General features: G+C 62.0%; 19 protein-coding genes, 1 other RNA gene and 2 pseudogenes. 6 read left to right on the top strand and 16 right to left on the bottom strand.

Translation table 11 applies throughout. The annotated features are described in order from the left end of the window. Positions 1-89: 89 nt before the first annotated feature. Complete coding sequence (locus tag AQS8620_RS12910; protein WP_085837330.1) at positions 90-560, top strand: nucleoside deaminase; 471 nt, start codon at positions 90-92, stop codon at positions 558-560. Here the strand turns inward: AQS8620_RS12910 and AQS8620_RS12905 are convergent. The 12 genes from AQS8620_RS12905 to AQS8620_RS12850 form a co-directional block, all read right to left on the bottom strand. Further along, positions 523-1,713, bottom strand: coding sequence for a hypothetical protein (locus AQS8620_RS12905; protein ID WP_085837329.1), 1,191 nt, complete (start codon positions 1,711-1,713; stop codon positions 523-525). The two genes, AQS8620_RS12910 and AQS8620_RS12905, sit on opposite strands and share 38 nt — an antisense overlap. Positions 1,714-1,778: 65 nt before the next feature. Continuing rightward, positions 1,779-2,342: a GNAT family N-acetyltransferase gene (locus AQS8620_RS12900; RefSeq protein ID WP_085837328.1), complete on the bottom strand. Its 564-nt coding sequence runs from the start codon at positions 2,340-2,342 to the stop codon at positions 1,779-1,781. Positions 2,343-2,474: 132 nt separating this feature from the next. Further along, entirely contained in the window at positions 2,475-2,642 is a 168-nt protein-coding gene (rpmG, locus tag AQS8620_RS12895) for a 50S ribosomal protein L33 (protein ID WP_008034579.1), read from the bottom strand. 119 nt (positions 2,643-2,761) lie between these two features. Further along, positions 2,762-3,544: a COG3904 family protein gene (locus AQS8620_RS12890; RefSeq protein WP_085837327.1), complete on the bottom strand. Its 783-nt coding sequence runs from the start codon at positions 3,542-3,544 to the stop codon at positions 2,762-2,764. After that, complete coding sequence (locus AQS8620_RS12885) at positions 3,544-4,884, bottom strand: hypothetical protein (RefSeq protein WP_234990485.1); 1,341 nt, start codon at positions 4,882-4,884, stop codon at positions 3,544-3,546. Before AQS8620_RS12885 ends, AQS8620_RS12890 begins: the two co-directional genes overlap by 1 nt. Before the next feature lie 161 nt (positions 4,885-5,045). Beyond that, a complete protein-coding gene (locus tag AQS8620_RS12880; protein ID WP_085837598.1) occupies positions 5,046-5,756 on the bottom strand; it encodes a tellurite resistance TerB family protein in 711 nt (236 codons plus the stop codon). 98 nt (positions 5,757-5,854) lie between these two features. Next, positions 5,855-6,258: RNase P RNA component class A (rnpB, locus tag AQS8620_RS12875), an RNA gene on the bottom strand. Positions 6,259-6,269: 11 nt separating this feature from the next. Beyond that, entirely contained in the window at positions 6,270-6,998 is a 729-nt protein-coding gene (locus AQS8620_RS12870; protein ID WP_085837326.1) for an N-acetylmuramoyl-L-alanine amidase, read from the bottom strand. A 12-nt stretch (positions 6,999-7,010) separates the two neighbouring features. Beyond that, a complete protein-coding gene (locus AQS8620_RS12865; RefSeq protein WP_085837325.1) occupies positions 7,011-7,712 on the bottom strand; it encodes a hypothetical protein in 702 nt (233 codons plus the stop codon). Positions 7,713-7,752: 40 nt separating this feature from the next. Further along, on the bottom strand, positions 7,753-9,240 hold the full coding sequence (gene gatA / locus AQS8620_RS12860) for an Asp-tRNA(Asn)/Glu-tRNA(Gln) amidotransferase subunit GatA (RefSeq protein ID WP_085837324.1): 1,488 nt from the start codon (positions 9,238-9,240) through the stop codon (positions 7,753-7,755). Further along, positions 9,240-9,527, bottom strand: coding sequence for an Asp-tRNA(Asn)/Glu-tRNA(Gln) amidotransferase subunit GatC (gene gatC / locus AQS8620_RS12855; RefSeq protein WP_085837323.1), 288 nt, complete (start codon positions 9,525-9,527; stop codon positions 9,240-9,242). The genes gatA and gatC overlap by 1 nt, the downstream gene beginning before the upstream one ends. Positions 9,528-9,596: 69 nt before the next feature. Then, on the bottom strand, positions 9,597-10,235 hold the full coding sequence (locus AQS8620_RS12850) for a ceramidase domain-containing protein (protein ID WP_085837322.1): 639 nt from the start codon (positions 10,233-10,235) through the stop codon (positions 9,597-9,599). Between the two features lie 60 nt (positions 10,236-10,295). Here AQS8620_RS12850 and AQS8620_RS12845 point away from each other — a divergent pair, with 60 nt between their 5' ends. After that, positions 10,296-10,985, top strand: coding sequence for a metal-dependent hydrolase (locus AQS8620_RS12845; protein ID WP_085837321.1), 690 nt, complete (start codon positions 10,296-10,298; stop codon positions 10,983-10,985). A 91-nt stretch (positions 10,986-11,076) separates the two neighbouring features. Beyond that, positions 11,077-11,826 (top strand): type I methionyl aminopeptidase, encoded by a 750-nt coding sequence (map, locus tag AQS8620_RS12840; RefSeq protein ID WP_085837320.1) that lies wholly within the window; start codon positions 11,077-11,079, stop codon positions 11,824-11,826. Positions 11,827-11,883: 57 nt separating this feature from the next. Here map and AQS8620_RS12835 read toward each other — a convergent pair whose 3' ends face one another. Then, positions 11,884-12,654, bottom strand: coding sequence for a Bax inhibitor-1/YccA family protein (locus AQS8620_RS12835; protein ID WP_085837319.1), 771 nt, complete (start codon positions 12,652-12,654; stop codon positions 11,884-11,886). Positions 12,655-12,950: 296 nt separating this feature from the next. Continuing rightward, on the bottom strand, positions 12,951-13,184 hold the full coding sequence (locus AQS8620_RS12830; protein WP_085837318.1) for a YjiS-like domain-containing protein: 234 nt from the start codon (positions 13,182-13,184) through the stop codon (positions 12,951-12,953). Positions 13,185-13,306: 122 nt separating this feature from the next. Here AQS8620_RS12830 and AQS8620_RS12825 point away from each other — a divergent pair, with 122 nt between their 5' ends. Next, positions 13,307-14,185 (top strand): LysR family transcriptional regulator, encoded by an 879-nt coding sequence (locus tag AQS8620_RS12825; protein ID WP_085837597.1) that lies wholly within the window; start codon positions 13,307-13,309, stop codon positions 14,183-14,185. A gap of 3 nt (positions 14,186-14,188) precedes the next feature. Here AQS8620_RS12825 and AQS8620_RS12820 read toward each other — a convergent pair whose 3' ends face one another. Beyond that, positions 14,189-15,148 carry an NADPH:quinone oxidoreductase family protein gene (locus AQS8620_RS12820; RefSeq protein ID WP_085837317.1) on the bottom strand — a complete coding sequence of 320 codons (960 nt, stop codon included), beginning with the start codon at positions 15,146-15,148 and terminating at the stop codon, positions 14,189-14,191. A 254-nt stretch (positions 15,149-15,402) separates the two neighbouring features. Here AQS8620_RS12820 and AQS8620_RS12815 point away from each other — a divergent pair, with 254 nt between their 5' ends. Next, positions 15,403-15,837 carry a hypothetical protein gene (locus tag AQS8620_RS12815; protein WP_085837316.1) on the top strand — a complete coding sequence of 145 codons (435 nt, stop codon included), beginning with the start codon at positions 15,403-15,405 and terminating at the stop codon, positions 15,835-15,837. 155 nt (positions 15,838-15,992) lie between these two features. Then, positions 15,993-16,540, top strand: a pseudogene (locus AQS8620_RS17240) (transposase); the annotation flags it as partial. Between the two features lie 36 nt (positions 16,541-16,576). On the opposite strand, the pseudogene AQS8620_RS12800 reads toward AQS8620_RS17240, so the two are convergent. Then, positions 16,577-17,411, bottom strand: a pseudogene (locus tag AQS8620_RS12800) (IS3 family transposase); the annotation flags it as partial.

The raw sequence follows: 17,411 nt of genomic DNA, 5'->3' as shown, positions 1-17,411 counted from the left end.
TGGGAAGCAGCGGATGCGTGGGATATGAAAACTCCCGCGCGCAGCCGATGGCACCTTGTCTGGCCCGGGCGCAGGGGCCAAAAAGGGGCATGACAGATGCCCATCCGTTCAAAAGCCATATGGAGCGCGCCCTTACCGAGGCCCGCGCGGCGGGCGCGCGCGGCGAGGTGCCCGTGGGCGCGGTGATCATTGCCAGAGACGGTGCCGTTCTGGCCCAGAATGGCAATCGCACCCGTGAACGGGCAGACCCTACCGCCCATGCGGAAATGCTGGTGATCCGCGAGGCTTGTGCGCAGCTGGGGGCCGAACGGCTGATCGGGGCGGACCTCTATGTGACGCTGGAACCTTGTCCGATGTGCGCGGCGGCGATTTCGAACGCGCGGATCGCGCGGCTGTATTACGGCGCGGCGGATCCCAAATCCGGCGGTATTGCGCAGGGGCCACGGGTGTTTTCCCATCCCCAATGCCATCACCGCCCCGAGATTTACGATGAAATCGCGGCGGGCGAGAGTGAAGCCCTGCTTAGAGACTTCTTCTCAGGCCTGCGGGCGGACCGATAGGCGTCAGGGGAATGCCGCGCGGTGGAATGCTGCTAAAGGGCGCATCCGCCGCGAGCCCCTGTGACAGCATGGGATCGTTCTGCTCGCTCGCGGCCGTGGTGGCACCGGGGGAAATACCGCCGTCAGGGCCAAAGATGGCGGCGAATTCGCGCGCGAACCAGTCGCGTTTGATCGTTGCGCGGTTGCCCGCATAGCCGTGATACACCGATTTGCCGTTCTTAAGCGGCAGCCCCGCCCAGATTTTGGCGAGACGGTCCATGAAGGCGTCATTGCCCACTTTCCCGTCGGCAAAATCGCGATAGCCAGCGTCCTCGATCAGCCGCCACGCCAGCCTGTGCTGCATTTCGGGCGAAAAGCGCTCATTGGGGCCGATGCCCTCCGCCTCGACCAGATAGGCGAGGGTTTTGGGAATAAACTGATAGCGGCCAATGGCATGGGGCTGTTTGGGCGTGCGTTCGATCCAGGCGAAAACCTCGCCCAGTGTCAGCTGGGTCGGCTTTTTGCGCGGCAGCACTTTGGCCTTGGTGTGGATCGTATCAAACCCCGCGGTCGTGGCTTCGGCGGCAGCGATAATGTCGAGCAGGCGGGTCTGATAATTGCCGGTATGCGACAGTACGGGCAGGGTGTTGCCCCTGTCGGCGCGCGGCGCGCTGCGTTCGATCCGCTCCATTTGCCGCCAGTTCAACGTGGCGGGCACCCAATGAGTGCCGCCCGGGCGGGGCGCGTCACCTTGCGCCGTCGCAAAAGCGGCCAGCGCCGCATCCAGCCGGTCGGGTGCAATATCGGCGGGCATGGGCGTGGTCGCCGTCACGATGTCGGATTCCGCGACCGGTTGAAGCGGCTCGCCAGGCGCAAGCAAAGCGCCGCCAGCACCGCGCCCTCCGATCAGCGCCCCCTGTGTGCTCCCCAAGAGCGGGGCGATCTGGCGCGGAAGGCTGGTCGTGCCCGGCAAGGGCACGAAGGTGCTTTGCGCATGGGCCGGCTGGCCAAGCAGCGCAGGCACAACAGGGCAGAGCACCAGCGCAAGGGCAAGACGCAGGCAGGGCGCAACGCGCCACGGGCGGGTAGGCGCAACGCGCCGCGTGTGGGTAGGCGCAACGCGCCACGGGCGGGCGGGCAGCCCCTGAGGGGCTTGTCCCATCATATCACGCATCGCACGGTCCTTTGTGTCAGGAATGGGCCAGGAGGCCCCGTGCAATTCGTCTTAAATGAGAGGGTTTAAGATTCGGTTGTTTGCATCAGCGTGCGGCGCATTTGCACAGCCGGAAGGTTGACGCCGCGGCGCAGCGTCAATTCCACATCCCCCTCGACGGCAAAGCCTGCCGCTTCGTAAAACTTGCGAGCCGTCAGGGTGGAGAGGCAGCACATCTGGGCGATGCCGGATTTGCGCGCCGCTTTGAGGGCATGATCGAGAATCACCGACCCGATGCCGCGCCGCGCGTAACGCGCATGCACCGCGACGCGGCGCATATGGCCCAGATGGCGCGGACCAAGCCCGCCAAAGGGGCTGGCCTGCGTCCAGCCGCCCGCTCCGATCAGGCCGCCGCCGGTGTCTGCGACGAAAAAGCTGCCCGAGCTAAGCAGCGCGGGGGCGGTTTTCAGCAACAGCGGCAGGCAGGCGTCGAGCAGCGGCGCGGGATAGTCGGGCTTGAGCAGTGCAGGGTAGCTTGCGGCATAGAGTGCATCAACGGCCTCGGCATCCGAGGGGCGCGCAGGGCGGATTTCGAACGCAGGCAGGGAGCCTCTTGGATCGGGGCGGGATGCAGGAAAGAGCAGGGGCATGGGCGGGGTCCGTCAGGTTGACCAAGACTTACAGCAGGGTCGAGAAGGGGGAGGGGCCGCGCTTGAGCCAAAAAAAACCGCGCGTCCCGTTTCGGGGTCGCGCGGTTTGCATTTTGTCTTGTCGTCAAAGGCTTACTTGATTTTGCCTTCTTTGTACTCGACATGCTTACGCACGACCGGGTCGTATTTTTTTACGACCATTTTTTCGGTCATGGTACGCGCGTTCTTTTTGGTCACGTAGAAGTGGCCCGTGTCCGCGGTCGAGTTCAGACGGATTTTGATCGTCGTCGGCTTCGCCATTTTGAAAACTCCAGTTTATCGTCAACGGGACAGTCGGGCCGCCCGTGGAATCCTTGAAGCCCGCCTTGTAAGCGATTGCGGCCCCGAGTCAACCACTTCGCGTCAGGATTGCGCCGCCTTTAACCGGAAATCTCGCTCGCGAGGCGATATTCGATCAATTCTTCGGGCAAGAGCACGTAGATTTCCTCGGGGGGCGTGGCCAGCGAGTGTTTCATCAACCGCAGATCAATGCCCATCGTGTCGAGGTAGTCCACGACCTGCGCCTGCCCGCGCTGGATTTCCTCGACGGCGACGAAGGCGGGCAGCACCATATTTTCACCGTAGTAATGTTGATGGACACCCACCGCGCCATCGCGATCGGCAATGCGGGTGGTGCCGGAGGCAAACAGATACGGGCAGGCGGAAAAGCAGATGTCGCCTGCCCCCACAATGGTGGTGATGTCGCGCGCGCGCAGCGTTTCGCCCAAGTCCAGCGCATCGCGCACCGAGCCTCCGGGGGAATTGAGGTAGACACGGGGCGGCAGATCGTTGCTCTCCAGCCAGTCGGCAAAGCGCGCCGCATCCCCGGGCGCGATCTGGCCGGTGAGGGTCAGCGCAGGCGCACCCGCCACCTCTTGCACCTCGAAGGCGAGGCGTTTGGGCATCGTGTCGGGCGCAGGATAGGGCCGCGTGGGCGTGTCGGGAAACTCCGGTGCAGAATCGGGGTCGTAGCGGCGGGTCTGATCGCCCGGCGCGACCGGAGAGGTAAACCCGGGCGCGTTGGTGCGGGTGAACAGGTCGGGAAGGCTGCGCGACAGATCGCCGCCCACCAGAAAAACGCCGATGCCCACTTGCAGCCAAAGCACGCCGTAAATCACCCGCTTGGCGGTGAGCTTCGGCGCTGTTTCTTGCAGCTCGGCCATCAGTCAGGCGTGCCTTGGGGTGGTTGCGGCGATGTGACGGGCGGCGCGCGCCGCTCGATCTCGCGCGAGCGGACCAGATCGGCCTCCATGTCGCGCATCGCCGCCAATGCCCCGCGCATTTCGGCGAGGGTCAGGGTGTTTTCCAGCGGCAGCGGCGCACGGCCCGAGCGGATCGCGGCCTGCGTGACCATCAGGATGAACACCAGAACGGCGGGCAAAAGGTCGATCGCGATGGCCCCCGCCCAGCTTGGCACGAAATTGCGCGCATAGCGGATCACGGCGTCGGCGGCGGAAATAGGCGTGTAGGAGACCTCGATGGGCGGCGTGAGGGACATCACCTCCTGAGCGGCCTGTCGCAGGGTGGTGGCGCGTTTGCCCACCACATCCAGCACGCTTTCGATGGTCGAGGCCTGCGCGGCCTGTGTGCCTGCGCTGGTGCCGTCCAGTTCGGGCAGCACCACGGATTGCGCCAGATCATTGGCCGCGCGCTCGACAAGCGGGGCCACGGACAGCTGCCGCAACTGCGCGATCAGCCCCGCCAGTCGCACCGCCTGTTCGGAAAACTCGACCGAGCGGTCCTCGACCGCGCCTTGGGCCACGGTAAGCGCGCGCAGGGTGCGCAAGATGTCGTTGCCTTCGGAAAAAGCAGCCGTGACCAGAGGCCCCTGAGCGGAAATCTGTCCCTCAAGAGCCTGAAGTTCATCGGCTTTTTGAGTCAAGACGCGGAAAACCGCCCCGCGACCGGCAAAGCCCGACAGCGATCCTTCGGCCTCCTGTGCGCCCAGATCCTCAAAACTTTGGCGCACGCGCGCGACATCAAGTTCCAGACCCTGCGCCGAAATTGCGATGGAATTGGCCCGCTCAAGCGCGGCCTGATAGTCCTGCACGGTCGAGGCAAGGTGCTGTTCCACCGCCGCCGATCCGGCCAAAGCGGCGGCATTGAGCCAGCTCGACATGGCGATGATGGCCACCGATCCAAGCGCCATCGACAGCAGCAGTCCAAGGCGTGTCGCCCCCGTGCGCACCGCCGGAAGCAACCGCATGAGGTAGGACCAAAAGACGAAAATCCCCACCGACACGGCCACCGAATAGGCCATGGCGGCAAAAAATCCCAAAGCGCCCGTTTGCCCCAAAAGCGAGGAGACCCCGAGGTAGGTGTAGATCCCCGATGCCACCGACAGCACCCCCAGAGCGGCAGAGGTGAAACTGTCAAGCCAGCGCAGATGCCCCTCGAGTTCCGCCGCATAGCGCAGCCCGTGTTGCTCGGTCAGGCTGGGGGTGGTCAGGCTGGGGGGCGTTGGGGACGCAGGTTCGGGCGTGCTCAAAGATGGTTCGGTCATGAAAACGCCCTTCGTCTCAACAAAATCAAGCGACTATCGCGAAAGCTGCCGCCGGTGTCCAATCACGGCTTCGCCAAGTCGCTGTGTAGCGCGCTGCCTTGCAAAAGGGGCGCAGACCGCGCCCCCTCATTCGTATTTCGCCAAGGGCAAAGAAACCTGTCCTAAATGAAAGGTTTGCCCATGGTTTCGTGGATGGTCGCCACTTTTTGCGTGGGCAGCGCCAGCGCAGAGGCAAGCTGGGCGAGATATTGTTTTTCGGCCTCTGTATCGACCGAAATCGCCATCAACGCCGCCGAATAGACCTGCGCGCGCGCCGATTCGGACATGTCGGAGGCAAAGCGCGCCACATCGATGTCCGCATCAAGTTCGCCCTGCACAAAGGCCATTTCCTCTTCGGAGGCATCCGAGAGCGCGTCGAGAATTTTGCTGCGCTCTTCTGCATCGATTTCGCCGTCGGCTTTGGCCGCCTGGATCATCGCGCGGATCATCATTTTGGCGTTTTCTTCCATGGCCTCGCCCACGGGGGTGCCGCCCGTCATCGCGCCCATCATGTCGGACACGCCCGCCGCGCCTGCACTTGCCGCGCCGGTCATGGCGCCCATCAGCGCGCCCAATCCGGCCTGCGACGCTTCGGTCATGTCGGCGGCCTGACCGCCGAACTTGCCCATCAAGCCACGCACCGTTTCCGCACCGCCGGGCACACCGAATTTCTCCGCCATGGCCCCAAGCTGGTCGCCCATGCCGCCCTTGTCACCCGCACTGCGCAGGGCGTTCTTGACGGCATCCATCCCCCCCATGTCGCGCATTTTCTGCGCGCCTTTGGCGGCTGCAAATCCGACAGCCAATGTGGCCAATGTTTTGACGAAACTCATGTAAATTACCCCCTCGGTCTGAAACACATGCGAGGATACTGCGCGAATTGTCCCTGCTTGCCAACAGGGCAGCTGCGACATTCGCGAGAGGGTAAAATTTGCGCGGACGGCCTGTAAGCCGGATTTTGTTCAGGGGGAGACCCCCGTCGATGACCATTCCTCTAGGCACACTGTTACCAGTGCACTCAAGCTGCCAACCCGGACCTCTCGGGCTCAAGCGACCCTGCGAGCGGTATGTTTGCACACACAGTCCCCGCGCGAGGTCCCTATTTGGCGTTGCTCCCGGTGGGGCTTGCCGTGCCGCTTCTGTTGCCAGTCGCGCGGTGGGCTCTTACTCCACCGTTTCACCCTTACCCCGATATACGGGGCGGTCTGTTCTCTGTGGCGCTATCCCTGGGGTTGCCCCCGCCGGGCGTTACCCGGCACCGTTGCTTGATGGAGTCCGGACTTTCCTCGCGCCGAAGTCCAAAAGGTATCGGCCCGCGGCCATCCAGCCATCCGCGCCCCGCTGCTTTAGGTCAGCGCAGAGTGTCGGTCAACGGGAAAGCGTCGGGCAAGATCGGCCATCATGGCCGCCTCGCGCGGTGTCAGCGGCCCGCTCGCCCGCGGGGAAAAGCGCAGGCGAAAGGCCGCAAGGGTTTGATCCGGGGTGAGATCGGGATCGTAGCCAAAACACGCGGCATTGCGCGCAAAGGCGGCCAGATCGGCGGCCAGATCGGCGGCCAAATCGGTATCTGTCGGGGGGGCGGTTGCGGGCCAGACCGCCAATCCGGCGCGCGCCAGACGCTGCCAGTCAAACCGCACGCCGGGATCGGTTTTGCGGGTCGGGGCGATGTCGCAATGGCCGATGACATTCTGGGCCGCAATGTCCCAGCGTGCCAGAATGCCGCTCAAAAGCTGTTCCAGCGCGTTCATTTGCGCATGAGCAAAGGGTGTGTTGCCGCGATTGTCGAGTTCGATGCCGATGGAATGGGAATTGACATCGGTCACGTCGCCCCAACGCCCGCGCCCTGCATGCCAGGCGCGCTCGGTTTCCGCGACGAGCTGCAAACAGCTGCCCGTCGCGTCGATCAGGTAGTGGGCCGAGACCTCATGGGCGGGATCGCAAAGCCGTTCCAGCGCCGCGCCCGCCGATTGCATCGCGGTATAATGGATGAGCACCAGCGAGGGCCGCGTCACCCCGTCCCGCCGCGCCCCGAAGTTCGGGGAAGGGTGGGATTGAATGTCGAGGTCCCGGGTCAAATCGCGAAAAACCTAGCCGCGCGCCGCAAGGCGGAAGGGGGTGGGGTCCCATGCGCAGGCAAAGCCGTCGCCATCCGGGTCAAGCCCGCTGCTGTCGCGTGCGGGGCCGCCTTTTTCCAGAAACGCTTCCTGCGCCTTGTCGGGCGAGGGATATTTGGCGCAGTTGCGCGCAGCGCGCGCTTCCGCCCCGATGATCAGGCGCGAATAGAGCGGCTCGCCGACGCGGTTGGTCGTCGAGATGGCAAATTCCACCAGCGAGGCGGTGGACCCCGAAGGGCGCGGCGGCAGCGCGGTGGGTTCGATCACCTGATAGGCCTGTTTGTTGGCGGCGACGCGCGCGGCATCTTCTTCGATCGAGCGTTCCGAGGCCACGGCGGAGAAATCCTGTTCCTCCGAAATCCCGACCGAATTGGTCACGGCAGAGGCCACGTCCTGCGAGCGTTCTGCGGGGAACTGGCCGGTGGGATCTGCGGGGATGCTGCTCTCGAGCGATTGTGTCGATACCGCACCGCCGGTGATGGTTTCGTTGGAAATCGGCGCGCGGTAGGACGGGCTGGCGCTGCCTGTGCCTTCGCCCTGCGCGATCAACTGCTCCTCGCGTTGCTGCTGATAGCTGGCGTAATCGGAGAATCCGACGCCCGCCCCGCTGTCGGGAACAGAGGGCGAGCAGGCCATCAAGGCTGCGACAGGAAGGACGGAAAACAGAATGCGCATGGGCGTTTGACCGGATTCTAGGAATTTGTACCGAACGTGTTTACCACCATTTCGCAGGCTTGGAAACAAAGCCCGCGCGCGCTTCGAGCGAATGCGCAATATTCAGCAAATCTCCCTCGTCCCACGGTTTTCCGATCAGTTGCAGACCCAGCGGCAGCCCTTTGGCGTCCAGACCCGCAGGGACGCTCACCCCCGGCAAGCCGGCCAGGTTCACCGTCACCGTAAAGACGTCGTTGAGATACATCTGCACCGGATCGGCGTTCTTCATTTCGCCCAGACCAAAGGCCGCAGAGGGCGTGGCGGGCGTCAGGATCGCGTCGACCCCATCGGCAAACACGGTTTCAAAGTCGCGCTTGATCAGGGTGCGCACACGGCGCGCCTTGTTGTAATAGGCATCGTAAAACCCGGCCGACAGCACATAGGTGCCGATCATGACACGGCGCTGCACCTCGGGACCAAAACCCTCGGCGCGGGTTTTTTCGTACATGTCGTCGATACCGTCACCCGCTGCCAAAGTGGCGCGGTGGCCAAAGCGCACGCCGTCATAGCGCGCGAGGTTGGAGGAGGCTTCGGCGGGGGCGATCACGTAATAGGCGGGCAGGGCGTATTTGGTGTGCGGCAGGGAAATGTCGCGGATTTGCGCGCCGGCGTCTTTGAGCATTGCCGTGCCCTCGGCCCAGAGCTTTTCGATCTCGGCGGGCATGCCCTCCATGCGGTATTCTTTGGGAATGCCGATCACCTTGCCCTTGATGTCGCCGCTCAGCATCGCTTCAAAGTCGGGAACCTCGAGGTTGGCGCTGGTGCTGTCCTTGGCATCAAAGCCGCACATGGCTTGCAACATGATCGCGCTGTCGCGCACGGTTTTCGTCATCGGGCCCGCCTGATCAAGCGACGAGGCAAAGGCCACCGTCCCCCAGCGCGAGCAGCGCCCGTAGGTCGGTTTGATGCCAACAGTGCCGGTAAAGGCCGCAGGCTGGCGGATCGAGCCGCCCGTATCGGTGCCGGTTGCGGCCAGACACAGGTCTGCCGCCACCGCCGCCGCCGAGCCCCCCGACGAGCCGCCGGGGGTGAGCGCGCTGTCGTCACCGCTGCGTTTCCACGGGTTCACCGCAGTGCCGTAGACGGAGGTTTCATTCGACGAGCCCATGGCGAATTCGTCCATGTTCAGCTTGCCCAGCATGACCGCGCCCGCCGCAAACAGCTTGTCGGTGATCGTGCTTTCGTATTCGGGCTTGAACCCTTCCAGAATGCGCGAGGCCGCTTGGGTGTCGACACCTTTGGTGCAGAACAGGTCCTTGATCCCCAAAGGAATACCGCACATTGCCGGTGCATCGCCAGCGGCAAGGCGCGCGTCGGCCTCGGCGGCCTGGGCGCGCGCCAGGTCGGGCGTGTTGTGGACAAAAGCGTTGAGCGCCCCTGCGCCCTCAATCGCGGTGAGGCAGGCGTTGGTCAAGTCCAGGGACGTGAAATCGCCCGCTTTGAGGCCGTCACGGGCCGCCGCAATCGTGAGTTTGTTGAGATCGGACATTATTCAACCACCTTGGGGACTGCGAAAAAGCCTTCGCGCGCATCGGGCGCGTTCTTGAGGATTTTGTCTTGTTGATTGCCATCGGTGACGCCATCGCTGCGCCGATAGAGGCGCTGGGGCGTCACGGAGGTCATCGGCTCGACGCCCTCCACATCCACTTCGCCCAACTGTTCGATAAAGCCGAGCACGGCGTTGAATTCTTCGGCCAGCGCGGGCAGGCGCTCTTCTGCGACGCGGATGCGGGCAAGTTTGGCCACGCGGCGCGCGGTATCAATGTCGATGGACATGGGACATCTCCCCTTTTTTCACTCGGCCTGATTTCTTGTCACAGGCTTTAGCGCGGGCGCGGGCGGGCTTCAAGTATTGCTGGCGCTCTGCTGGCGGGCATGGACCAGAATGAGCCAGCCCAGCAGGGTCGCGTTCAGGATGTGCCACAGAAAATGCGTGCCCGAAGGCCAGTTTGCGCAGAGCGGTCCGTCCAGCGTGCGAAAAGTGAGCGAGATCAGCAAAAGGGCGGCACCAATGGTAAGCCCGCGCGCGGTCTGCGGGGCGGAGCGGCGCAAGACAAAGGCATAGCCCAGCAAGAGCACCGGCACCGGCGCATAGCCCGCCGACGCGCCAATGGGCAACATCGAAAACAGCGGGACGGTGAGGGCGGCAAAAGGAAAAAAGGCCAAAGTGGCAAGCGTGGCTTTGACGTTGGAGAGACCCAGAAAGTCGCGATTGGCCGCAAAGAGATAGCATAGGATGAAGGCAAGGATCGGCAGCACATCGGCCATCGAGGCCCACCGCGTGGCAAAGGTGTGAAAGGCAAACGACCCGCAGCCGATGACGAACAGCACGGCCGTCAGCAGGCGCCCCTTGCCGCGCGCCTGCCGCCAGACCAACACAGCGGCGAGGATAAAGGCCAGATTTGTCAAAGCATTGAGGGGTTCGGACCAGAACGTGAAATCAATCCGCTCACAATATTCATCGACCTGTGAAGTCCAATTCATGTGACAAGCTCCCTGCGCACTCTACACTCTGTTTTAAACCGCAATTCTCAGGAGAGAACGATGAAAATCATCTGGCTCGGGCATGGTGCCTTCCGTTTTGAAATCGGCAATGAAGTGCTGCTGGTCGATCCGTGGATTACCGGCAATCCGTCGATCCGCGACGATCAGGTTGCGCAGGCGATCACGGGCACGACGGCCATTTTCATCAGCCACGGACATGGGGACCACACCGGCGATGCGGCGCGGCTGTCGGGCGAATTGGGCGTAAAGGTCTATACGATCGTGGAACTGGCGAACTACTGGAAATCCAAAGGGGTCGATGCGCAGGGGTTCAACAAAGGCGGCACGATCACCCTCGACGGGGTGGCAGTGACAATGGTGTCCGCTTCGCATTCCTCGTCTATGCCCACCGAAAACGGGCCGATTTACGGCGGCACGGAAGCGGGCTTTATGATCGCCGGCGAGGGCAAGACGATCTATTTCTCCGGCGACACCGATGTAATGGCCGACATGATGGTCTTTGAGGAATTGCACCACCCCCAGATCGGCATCCTGAGCGCGGGCGGCCATTTCACCATGGACATGGCGCGCGCGACCTATGCGGCCAAACGGTTCTTCAACTTTGAAACCGTGATTCCCTGCCATTATCGCACCTTCCCGATGCTGGAACAAAATGCCGACAAGATGAAAGAGGGCCTGCCGGGGGTGCAGGTGATCGAGCCGGAAGTTCTTCAGGCCATCGAGCTGTAAGCGGCGTGAAACGGCGGTGTTGCGCGGGCACGGCTTGGCGCATCCCGCCCCACATGCGATGGCCAAGCCACACAGCAGTGACGAGGCCCGTATGACCATCACCCAGGAATTCGAACTGACGGGCCTCAAAGAGATCGGGCGCATCGTCTCGCAAACCATGCACGCCATGGCCGCGCAGATTGAGGCGGGGATGACGACCGCGGAACTGGACGATATCGGCCGCCGGTTTCTGGAACGCGAAGGCGCGGTCTCGGCCCCCAAAACCACTTATGATTTTCCGGCCCATACCTGCATTTCCGTCAATGAGGAAATCGCCCATGGCATCGCGGGGCCGCGTGTGTTGAAGGCGGGTGATCTGGTCAATATCGATGTTTCCGCGTCAAAAGACGGCTTCTTTGCCGATACAGGCGCGAGTTTCGGCCTTGGCAAAGTCGTCCCCCAGCTCGAGCGCCTGTGCCGCGATGGGAAAAAGGCGATGGAAATCGGCATCGCGCAGGTCGGCGCGGGTAAGCCCTTGGCGGGGATCGGCAACGCCGTCGGCCGCTTTGCCAGCAAAGGCGGCTATACGCTGATCCGCAATCTTGCCAGCCACGGCGTGGGGCGCAGCTTGCACGAATATCCGCAGGAAATCGCCACCTGGCCCACACGTGGCGATCGGCGAAAGATCACCAAAGGCATGGTTTTGACGGTCGAACCGTTTCTGTCCTTGGGGGGCGAATGGGCCGATGACGGTGCGGATGGCTGGACGCTCTACGCGGTGCCCTCTGCGCCCGTCGTTCAATACGAGCATACGGTGGTGGCGACGCCGCGCGGCCCGCTGATCGTCACTGTGCCGCATTAGGAACGAAAAAGGCCGGTCGCAGGGACCGGCCTTTGGATGTCTTTGAAAGCGCTGCGCTTATTTGCGGTCGCCCATGAATTGCAGCAGGAACATGAACAGGTTGATGAAGTCGAGGTAAAGCTTCAGCGCGCCCATGATGGCGGATTTGCCAAGCCACTCGTTGTCCATCGCCTGCGCATGCGCGATGTAGTCCGTTTTGATCGACTGCGTGTCATAGGCGGTGAGACCTGCAAAGATCAGCACACCGATGACCGAGATCGCAAAGGCCAGCGCCGAGGACGCAAGGAAGATGTTCACGATGGAGGCCACGATCAACCCGATCAGACCCATCATCAAGAAGGTGCCCATGCCCGAGAGATCTTTTTTCGTGGTGTAGCCATAGAGGCTGAGACCGGCGAAGGAGATCGACGTCACAAGGAAGGTCTGCGCAATCGACATGCCTGTAAACACAAGGAAAATCGAGCTAAGCGACAGGCCCATGAGCGCGGCATAGACGTAAAAGAACAGCTGCGCGCCAGCGGCGGAGATGCGGTTGATCACGGCCCCAAAGGCGAAAACCATCACCAGCGGCGCGAACATGATCACCCATTTCAACGGGGAGGCGTAGAGGGCATAGCCGAATTGGGACAGGTAGGTGCCGTCGCCCATCGCGTATTCGGTCGGCGTGCCGCTGACGGCCATGTTGGAAATCGCCCAAGCCGCAAGCGCTGTGATCAGCAAGCCCACGGACATTGTGCCGTACACTTTGTTCATATGGGCGCGAAGCCCTACATCAATCTGCGCTGTGCGCGTGCCCGCACCTGCGCGGATCGTCTGATAGTCAGCCATTGACCGTCTCTCCTGTTTCAAAAGCGTTTCCCAACGACCGCGCGCAAGGCGGATCACAGGGTTCTGTTTGAATATTGGCAATCCGCCCCCGCTATTCAAGGCAGAGGTTTAACAGAATCGCTTTGAACCGCGTAAACTTGTCACAAATGCGCGAAACCCGTCATCGCGGGAGGGTTTGAGGCGAATGTTTCGGGGAGAATTTCGCGGAGAATTTCGGGGAGAACACGAAAACGCCCGCTTCCAGGAAGCAGGCGTTCAGGCGGAGGTCGGGCGCGGCACGCGCGCCGGAAGGGGGCTCAACGGGTCCAGCTTGCGCGGACGTCCCATGCAGGGCGCTGGGCTTCGATTCTGGCCTCGGAGGCGGTGACGCCGATGTCGTCCAACAGGTCAGGGTCCAGATCGGCGAGGGCTTTGCGCTGGCGCGACACGGCCTGCATTTGCGCCAGAGCGGACCAAAGGCCTTTGAGCGACAGGCTGGAAAAGCGGATAGAACGTCCCGAGAGGGACAGGCGCTGGATCAAGGCAGACATCGTATTTCCTTTCGATATGGTGATGTGTCTGGTGCCTCCCATCAGAAGACTTGATATGTATGCGCCATTATGGTCAATTCTGATAACGAATGTTTTTGACGAAACACATCACGGAGATTGATATGGCCCGCAACCTTGATCTGACAGCCCTGCGCAGCTTTGTGGCCGTGGCCGATACGGGCGGCGTGACCAAGGCGGCGGGCTTTCTCAACCTCACGCAATCTGCGGTGTCGATGCAGCTCAAACGCCTGGAAGAGGGCTTGGGGCTGACGCTTCTGGACCGCTCTGCGCGCACCGTGTCATTGACGGCAAATGGCGAACAGCTTTTGAGCTACGCGCGGCGCATGCTGGAATTGAACGACGAGGTCTATGCGCGGCTGACGGCGCAGGAATACGAGGGCGTGATCCGGCTCGGTGTGCCGCATGATGTGGTCTATCCCGCGATCCCGCAGGTGCTGCAGCAGTTCTCGGCCAATTTTCCGCGGATGAAGGTGCAACTGGAAAGCTCCTACACCGTGGCGCTCAAGGAATGCTTTGCGCGGGGCGAATGCGACGTGATTCTCACCACCGAGGACGACTGCGGCCATGGCGGGGAAACGCTGGCCGAATTGCCGCTGGTCTGGATCGGCGCGCAAAACGGGGCGGCTTGGCGGCAACGGCCGCTGCGCCTTGCCTTCGAGCATCGCTGCATTTTTCGCAAAGGGGTGCTGTCGGCGCTGGACGAGGCCGGAATCCCGTGGGAAATGGCCGTCGAAAGCGACATGACGCGCACCATCGAGGCCTCGGTCTCGGCAGATTTGGCGGTGCATGTCCTGTTCGAAGGGTCACAGCCGCCGTTTTGCGAAGCGATTTCCCACAACGGCGCGCTGCCCGCCCTGCAGCACAAAAAGATCAATCTCTACGCCTCGGCTGTGCCCGCCAATGCGGCGGTAAGCAACCTCAAGGACCTAATTCGAAACGCTTTCTCACGGCGTCTGGCGACCCGTCACGCCGCCGAATAAGCGCTAGATCTCGATCACGACCTTGCCGGTCGCGCCGCGATCCCGCAGTAAATCCAGTCCCTCTTGGGCGCGCTCTAGTGGCAGCACATGCGAAATATGCGGATGCAGCTTGCCCTCGGCCACCCAGGCGGCCAATGCGCCAAGGGTGCGGCGCATCGGCTCGGGCGCGAATGTGGCATAGGCCCCGAAGTAAAATCCGCTCAGAGTGATGTTTTTCACCAGCATATGGTTGAGTTTGACCTGTGGCACGGTGCCGCCCGCAAAGCCGATCACCAGAATGCGCCCGTCGGGGTTCGTGGCGCGAAACAGGGGCTCGAACAGGGGGCTGCCAACAGCATCGTAGACCACATCCGCGCCGCCAAGGGCCAGAACCTGCGCCCTTATGTCATCGCTTTGGGCATCGATCAGGTGATCGGCGCCTGCGGATTTCGCGATGGCCAGCTTATCCGCACCGCGCGCAATTGCGATGACCTCAGCCCCCAGTTGCTTGCCGATTTCCACCGCCGTCAAGCCGACCCCGCCGGCAGCACCTGTGACCACCAGCCGCTCGCCCGCTTGCAGATGTCCTTTATGTGTCAGGGCCATATGCGAGGTGCCATAGGCCACTTGCAGGGCGGCTGCAGCGTTGAACCCGAGCGAATCGGGGATCTCGATCACCCGCGCGCTTTCCACGCAGAGGAATTGCGCCAGCCCGCCGGACCCGCAATAGGCCATCACGCGCATGCCCGGCGCAAACCCCGCCACATCCGGACCCACCGCATCGATCACGCCCGCCACCTCAAGCCCCAGAACAAAGGGCACTTGCGGCGTGTCCTGATAGCGTCCGCTGACCATCAGCGTGTCGGCAAAATTCAACGCACAGGCCTTGACGGCGATGCGCAGTTCTGTGCCCCGGGGCGTCGGCAGGGGCAGGTCGCACAGGATCGGGGGGCTGGACAGGGTCTGAACTTGCAAGGCGCGCATGGAGGATCCTTTATGTCGTGGGCAACGCCCAAAGCACCGGCAAGCGGCGGGCCGTTTTGCCGAATTCAGCCACAGATATCACGGATTGTCGAATGTCCTTTCGTCGTGCGGCTGCGGCGACGGCGGGGCATCGCTTGATCCTGTCTTGATGTGAGGATTGCGATGCGCCTGCGCAGTTGGACTTGCATTTTTTGATCTTCGAGGCGAGCCTGATCCAGAGCCACCCCGAACCGCCATCTTGCAGGATACCGTGAATGAACAGCGATGAAGCCCGCATGATCGCGCAGGATTTTCTGGATCGCCAGGGCGATGCAACACTGTCGGGGGATTTGGATGCAACGCTTGCGTGGTGCGACATCCCCTGCACGCTCGAAACGATGGAGCACAGGATCGTCGCGCATAATCTTGAGGAGATGCGGGCGATCTGCGCCAGTTTCATTCAACAGATGAAGGTGCGCGAGCATACCCATATGGTGCGCCGTTGCCTTGAGGCGAGCTTTGACGGGCACGACAGCCTGAAAGCAGCCTATGAAACCCGCTATGTCAGCAAGGGCGCGCGGCTGGAAGAGGGCCCGTATTTCGGCCTCGTCACGCTGCGCCGCCGCGCCACCGGCTGGAAAATCAGCGCCATGCAGTTCGCCGCGACCGAGGAAAGCGCCGTGACCGCAACGATGCGCGAGCGCCGCTGATCCACAGGATTACCGCCCCCATGCGCCGACGGAACGCGTGTAAAGGACACGCGCGGGGGCAGGTTCACTGAGGGCCAAGTCGGAGCCGATCGGTGATTAGCCCCTAGATTTGTAGACGCTTTGCTTGATAATTTTGGAAGCAAAGGACGATGCAAATGTCAGGGCAAATTCGCTACTCGGATGAGTTCAAGATCGATGCGGTGGCGCAGGTCACGAAGCGGGGTTATTCGGTCAAGGAGGTGGCTGAACGGCTCGGGGTGAGCACCAAGTCGCTGTATACTTGGATGGCGCAATTTTCGAAGGCGCTGAGGCAGACGGATCAGGATGCCGAAGTTCGCCGGCTCAAGAAAGAACTGGCCCGGGTCACGGCGGAGCGCGACATCCTAAAATAGGGCGAGGCTTGTCCGCCATTGGTCCGAGGACAATGCTGAGCGCGTACTTCGCCAGGGATGCAAAGTGAGTACGCGCGCATCGCGAGCAGCATCCTGTCCGCGTTCTGTGCAAGATGCTGAGCGTCCACCCGAGCGGTCTCTATGCATGGGTTAAGGAACCCTTAAGCCAGCGTGCGCAGGAAGATCGGCGTCAGACCAAGCTGGTGAAGCAGGCGTGGAAAGACAGCGGTAAGGTCTATGGATACCGCAAGTTCTATGATGACCTGATCGATATGGGCGAGGTTGTATCCGAGAACCGCGTTGCCCGTCTGGACTTGCACCGTTTCTGTTCCGGTGTGTTACTCATGTTATGCGGCGAGTTTTTCGAGCGCCACGGGTGATTTGCCGTCCAATGCTGAATGGCGCCTGCGCGGGTTGTAGAAGCCGTTGATGTATTCGAACACCGCGACCTCGACATCCCGGCGTGTTTGCCATGTGTTTCGCCAGATCAGCTCGGCCTTGAGGGATTTGAAGAAGCTCTCGACAGCCGAATTATCAAAGCAATTTCCTTTGCCGCTCATCGAAGGCAAGAGTTTGTGACGACGAAGACGCTTCTGGTACTCGTGGGCACAGTATTGCGCACCACGATCCACTGCCCGGCAGGGTATTTCCGGAGGAAATAGCCCGAGAGGGGGTATGATGAATGCAGCCAGGCGGTGGCCGACGCAGAGCTGTAGCCATGTCCAAGGCACGTAGCGCCAAGTCCTGCTTCATGCGGTTACTGATCGCCCAACCGATCACACGCCGCGAATATAGATCAATAATAACAGACAAATAGGACCAACCCTCGCGGGTCCAGATATAAGTGATGTCCCCGGCCCACTTCTGGTTTGGCGCCGTCGCCGTGAAGTCCTGGTTCAGACGGTTCGGGGCGATGTTGAAGCTGTGGTCGCTGTCGGTCGTGCGCTTGAATTTACGGCTGCGCAGAACCTGAATGCCGTTGTCACGCAGTGAGGAGGATCAGAAAACAGCGTGGGGCGCTGTTTTCCCGACGAACCCGGGCGACGCGGCGCTGGCCAACTTGAAGACCCAGTTCCTTCAATTCCTGCGTCATGCGCGGACGGCCATAGCTGCCCAAGCTGAGCCGATGTTGTTCGCGGATATATGCCAGAAGGATCATGTCACGACGCTGGCGATGTGAGG

The organism is Aquimixticola soesokkakensis (genome assembly GCF_900172375.1).
Lineage (GTDB): Bacteria > Pseudomonadota > Alphaproteobacteria > Rhodobacterales > Rhodobacteraceae > Aquimixticola > Aquimixticola soesokkakensis.
The sequence above is the reverse complement of the archived record's forward strand: the minus strand, read 5'-3'. Positions and strand labels throughout refer to the sequence as shown.

What these genes read in the sequence shown, in the direction of transcription:
- AQS8620_RS12820 (WP_085837317.1), bottom strand. Translation starts at nt 15,148, where the DNA reads ATGCGCGCCTTGCAAGTTCAGACCCTGTCCAGCCCCCCGATCCTGTGC.
- AQS8620_RS12890 (WP_085837327.1), bottom strand. Translation starts at nt 3,544, where the DNA reads ATGGCCGAGCTGCAAGAAACAGCGCCGAAGCTCACCGCCAAGCGGGTG.
- rpmG (WP_008034579.1), bottom strand. Translation starts at nt 2,642, where the DNA reads ATGGCGAAGCCGACGACGATCAAAATCCGTCTGAACTCGACCGCGGAC.
- gatA (WP_085837324.1), bottom strand. Translation starts at nt 9,240, where the DNA reads ATGTCCGATCTCAACAAACTCACGATTGCGGCGGCCCGTGACGGCCTC.
- AQS8620_RS12835 (WP_085837319.1), bottom strand. Translation starts at nt 12,654, where the DNA reads ATGGCTGACTATCAGACGATCCGCGCAGGTGCGGGCACGCGCACAGCG.
- gatC (WP_085837323.1), bottom strand. Translation starts at nt 9,527, where the DNA reads ATGTCCATCGACATTGATACCGCGCGCCGCGTGGCCAAACTTGCCCGC.
- AQS8620_RS12815 (WP_085837316.1), top strand. Translation starts at nt 15,403, where the DNA reads ATGAACAGCGATGAAGCCCGCATGATCGCGCAGGATTTTCTGGATCGC.
- AQS8620_RS12845 (WP_085837321.1), top strand. Translation starts at nt 10,296, where the DNA reads ATGAAAATCATCTGGCTCGGGCATGGTGCCTTCCGTTTTGAAATCGGC.
- AQS8620_RS12865 (WP_085837325.1), bottom strand. Translation starts at nt 7,712, where the DNA reads ATGCGCATTCTGTTTTCCGTCCTTCCTGTCGCAGCCTTGATGGCCTGC.
- AQS8620_RS12830 (WP_085837318.1), bottom strand. Translation starts at nt 13,184, where the DNA reads ATGTCTGCCTTGATCCAGCGCCTGTCCCTCTCGGGACGTTCTATCCGC.
- AQS8620_RS12850 (WP_085837322.1), bottom strand. Translation starts at nt 10,235, where the DNA reads ATGAATTGGACTTCACAGGTCGATGAATATTGTGAGCGGATTGATTTC.
- AQS8620_RS12825 (WP_085837597.1), top strand. Translation starts at nt 13,307, where the DNA reads ATGGCCCGCAACCTTGATCTGACAGCCCTGCGCAGCTTTGTGGCCGTG.
- AQS8620_RS12900 (WP_085837328.1), bottom strand. Translation starts at nt 2,342, where the DNA reads ATGCCCCTGCTCTTTCCTGCATCCCGCCCCGATCCAAGAGGCTCCCTG.
- AQS8620_RS12905 (WP_085837329.1), bottom strand. Translation starts at nt 1,713, where the DNA reads ATGCGTGATATGATGGGACAAGCCCCTCAGGGGCTGCCCGCCCGCCCG.
- map (WP_085837320.1), top strand. Translation starts at nt 11,077, where the DNA reads ATGACCATCACCCAGGAATTCGAACTGACGGGCCTCAAAGAGATCGGG.
- AQS8620_RS12885 (WP_234990485.1), bottom strand. Translation starts at nt 4,884, where the DNA reads ATGACCGAACCATCTTTGAGCACGCCCGAACCTGCGTCCCCAACGCCC.
- AQS8620_RS12880 (WP_085837598.1), bottom strand. Translation starts at nt 5,756, where the DNA reads ATGAGTTTCGTCAAAACATTGGCCACATTGGCTGTCGGATTTGCAGCC.
- AQS8620_RS12910 (WP_085837330.1), top strand. Translation starts at nt 90, where the DNA reads ATGACAGATGCCCATCCGTTCAAAAGCCATATGGAGCGCGCCCTTACC.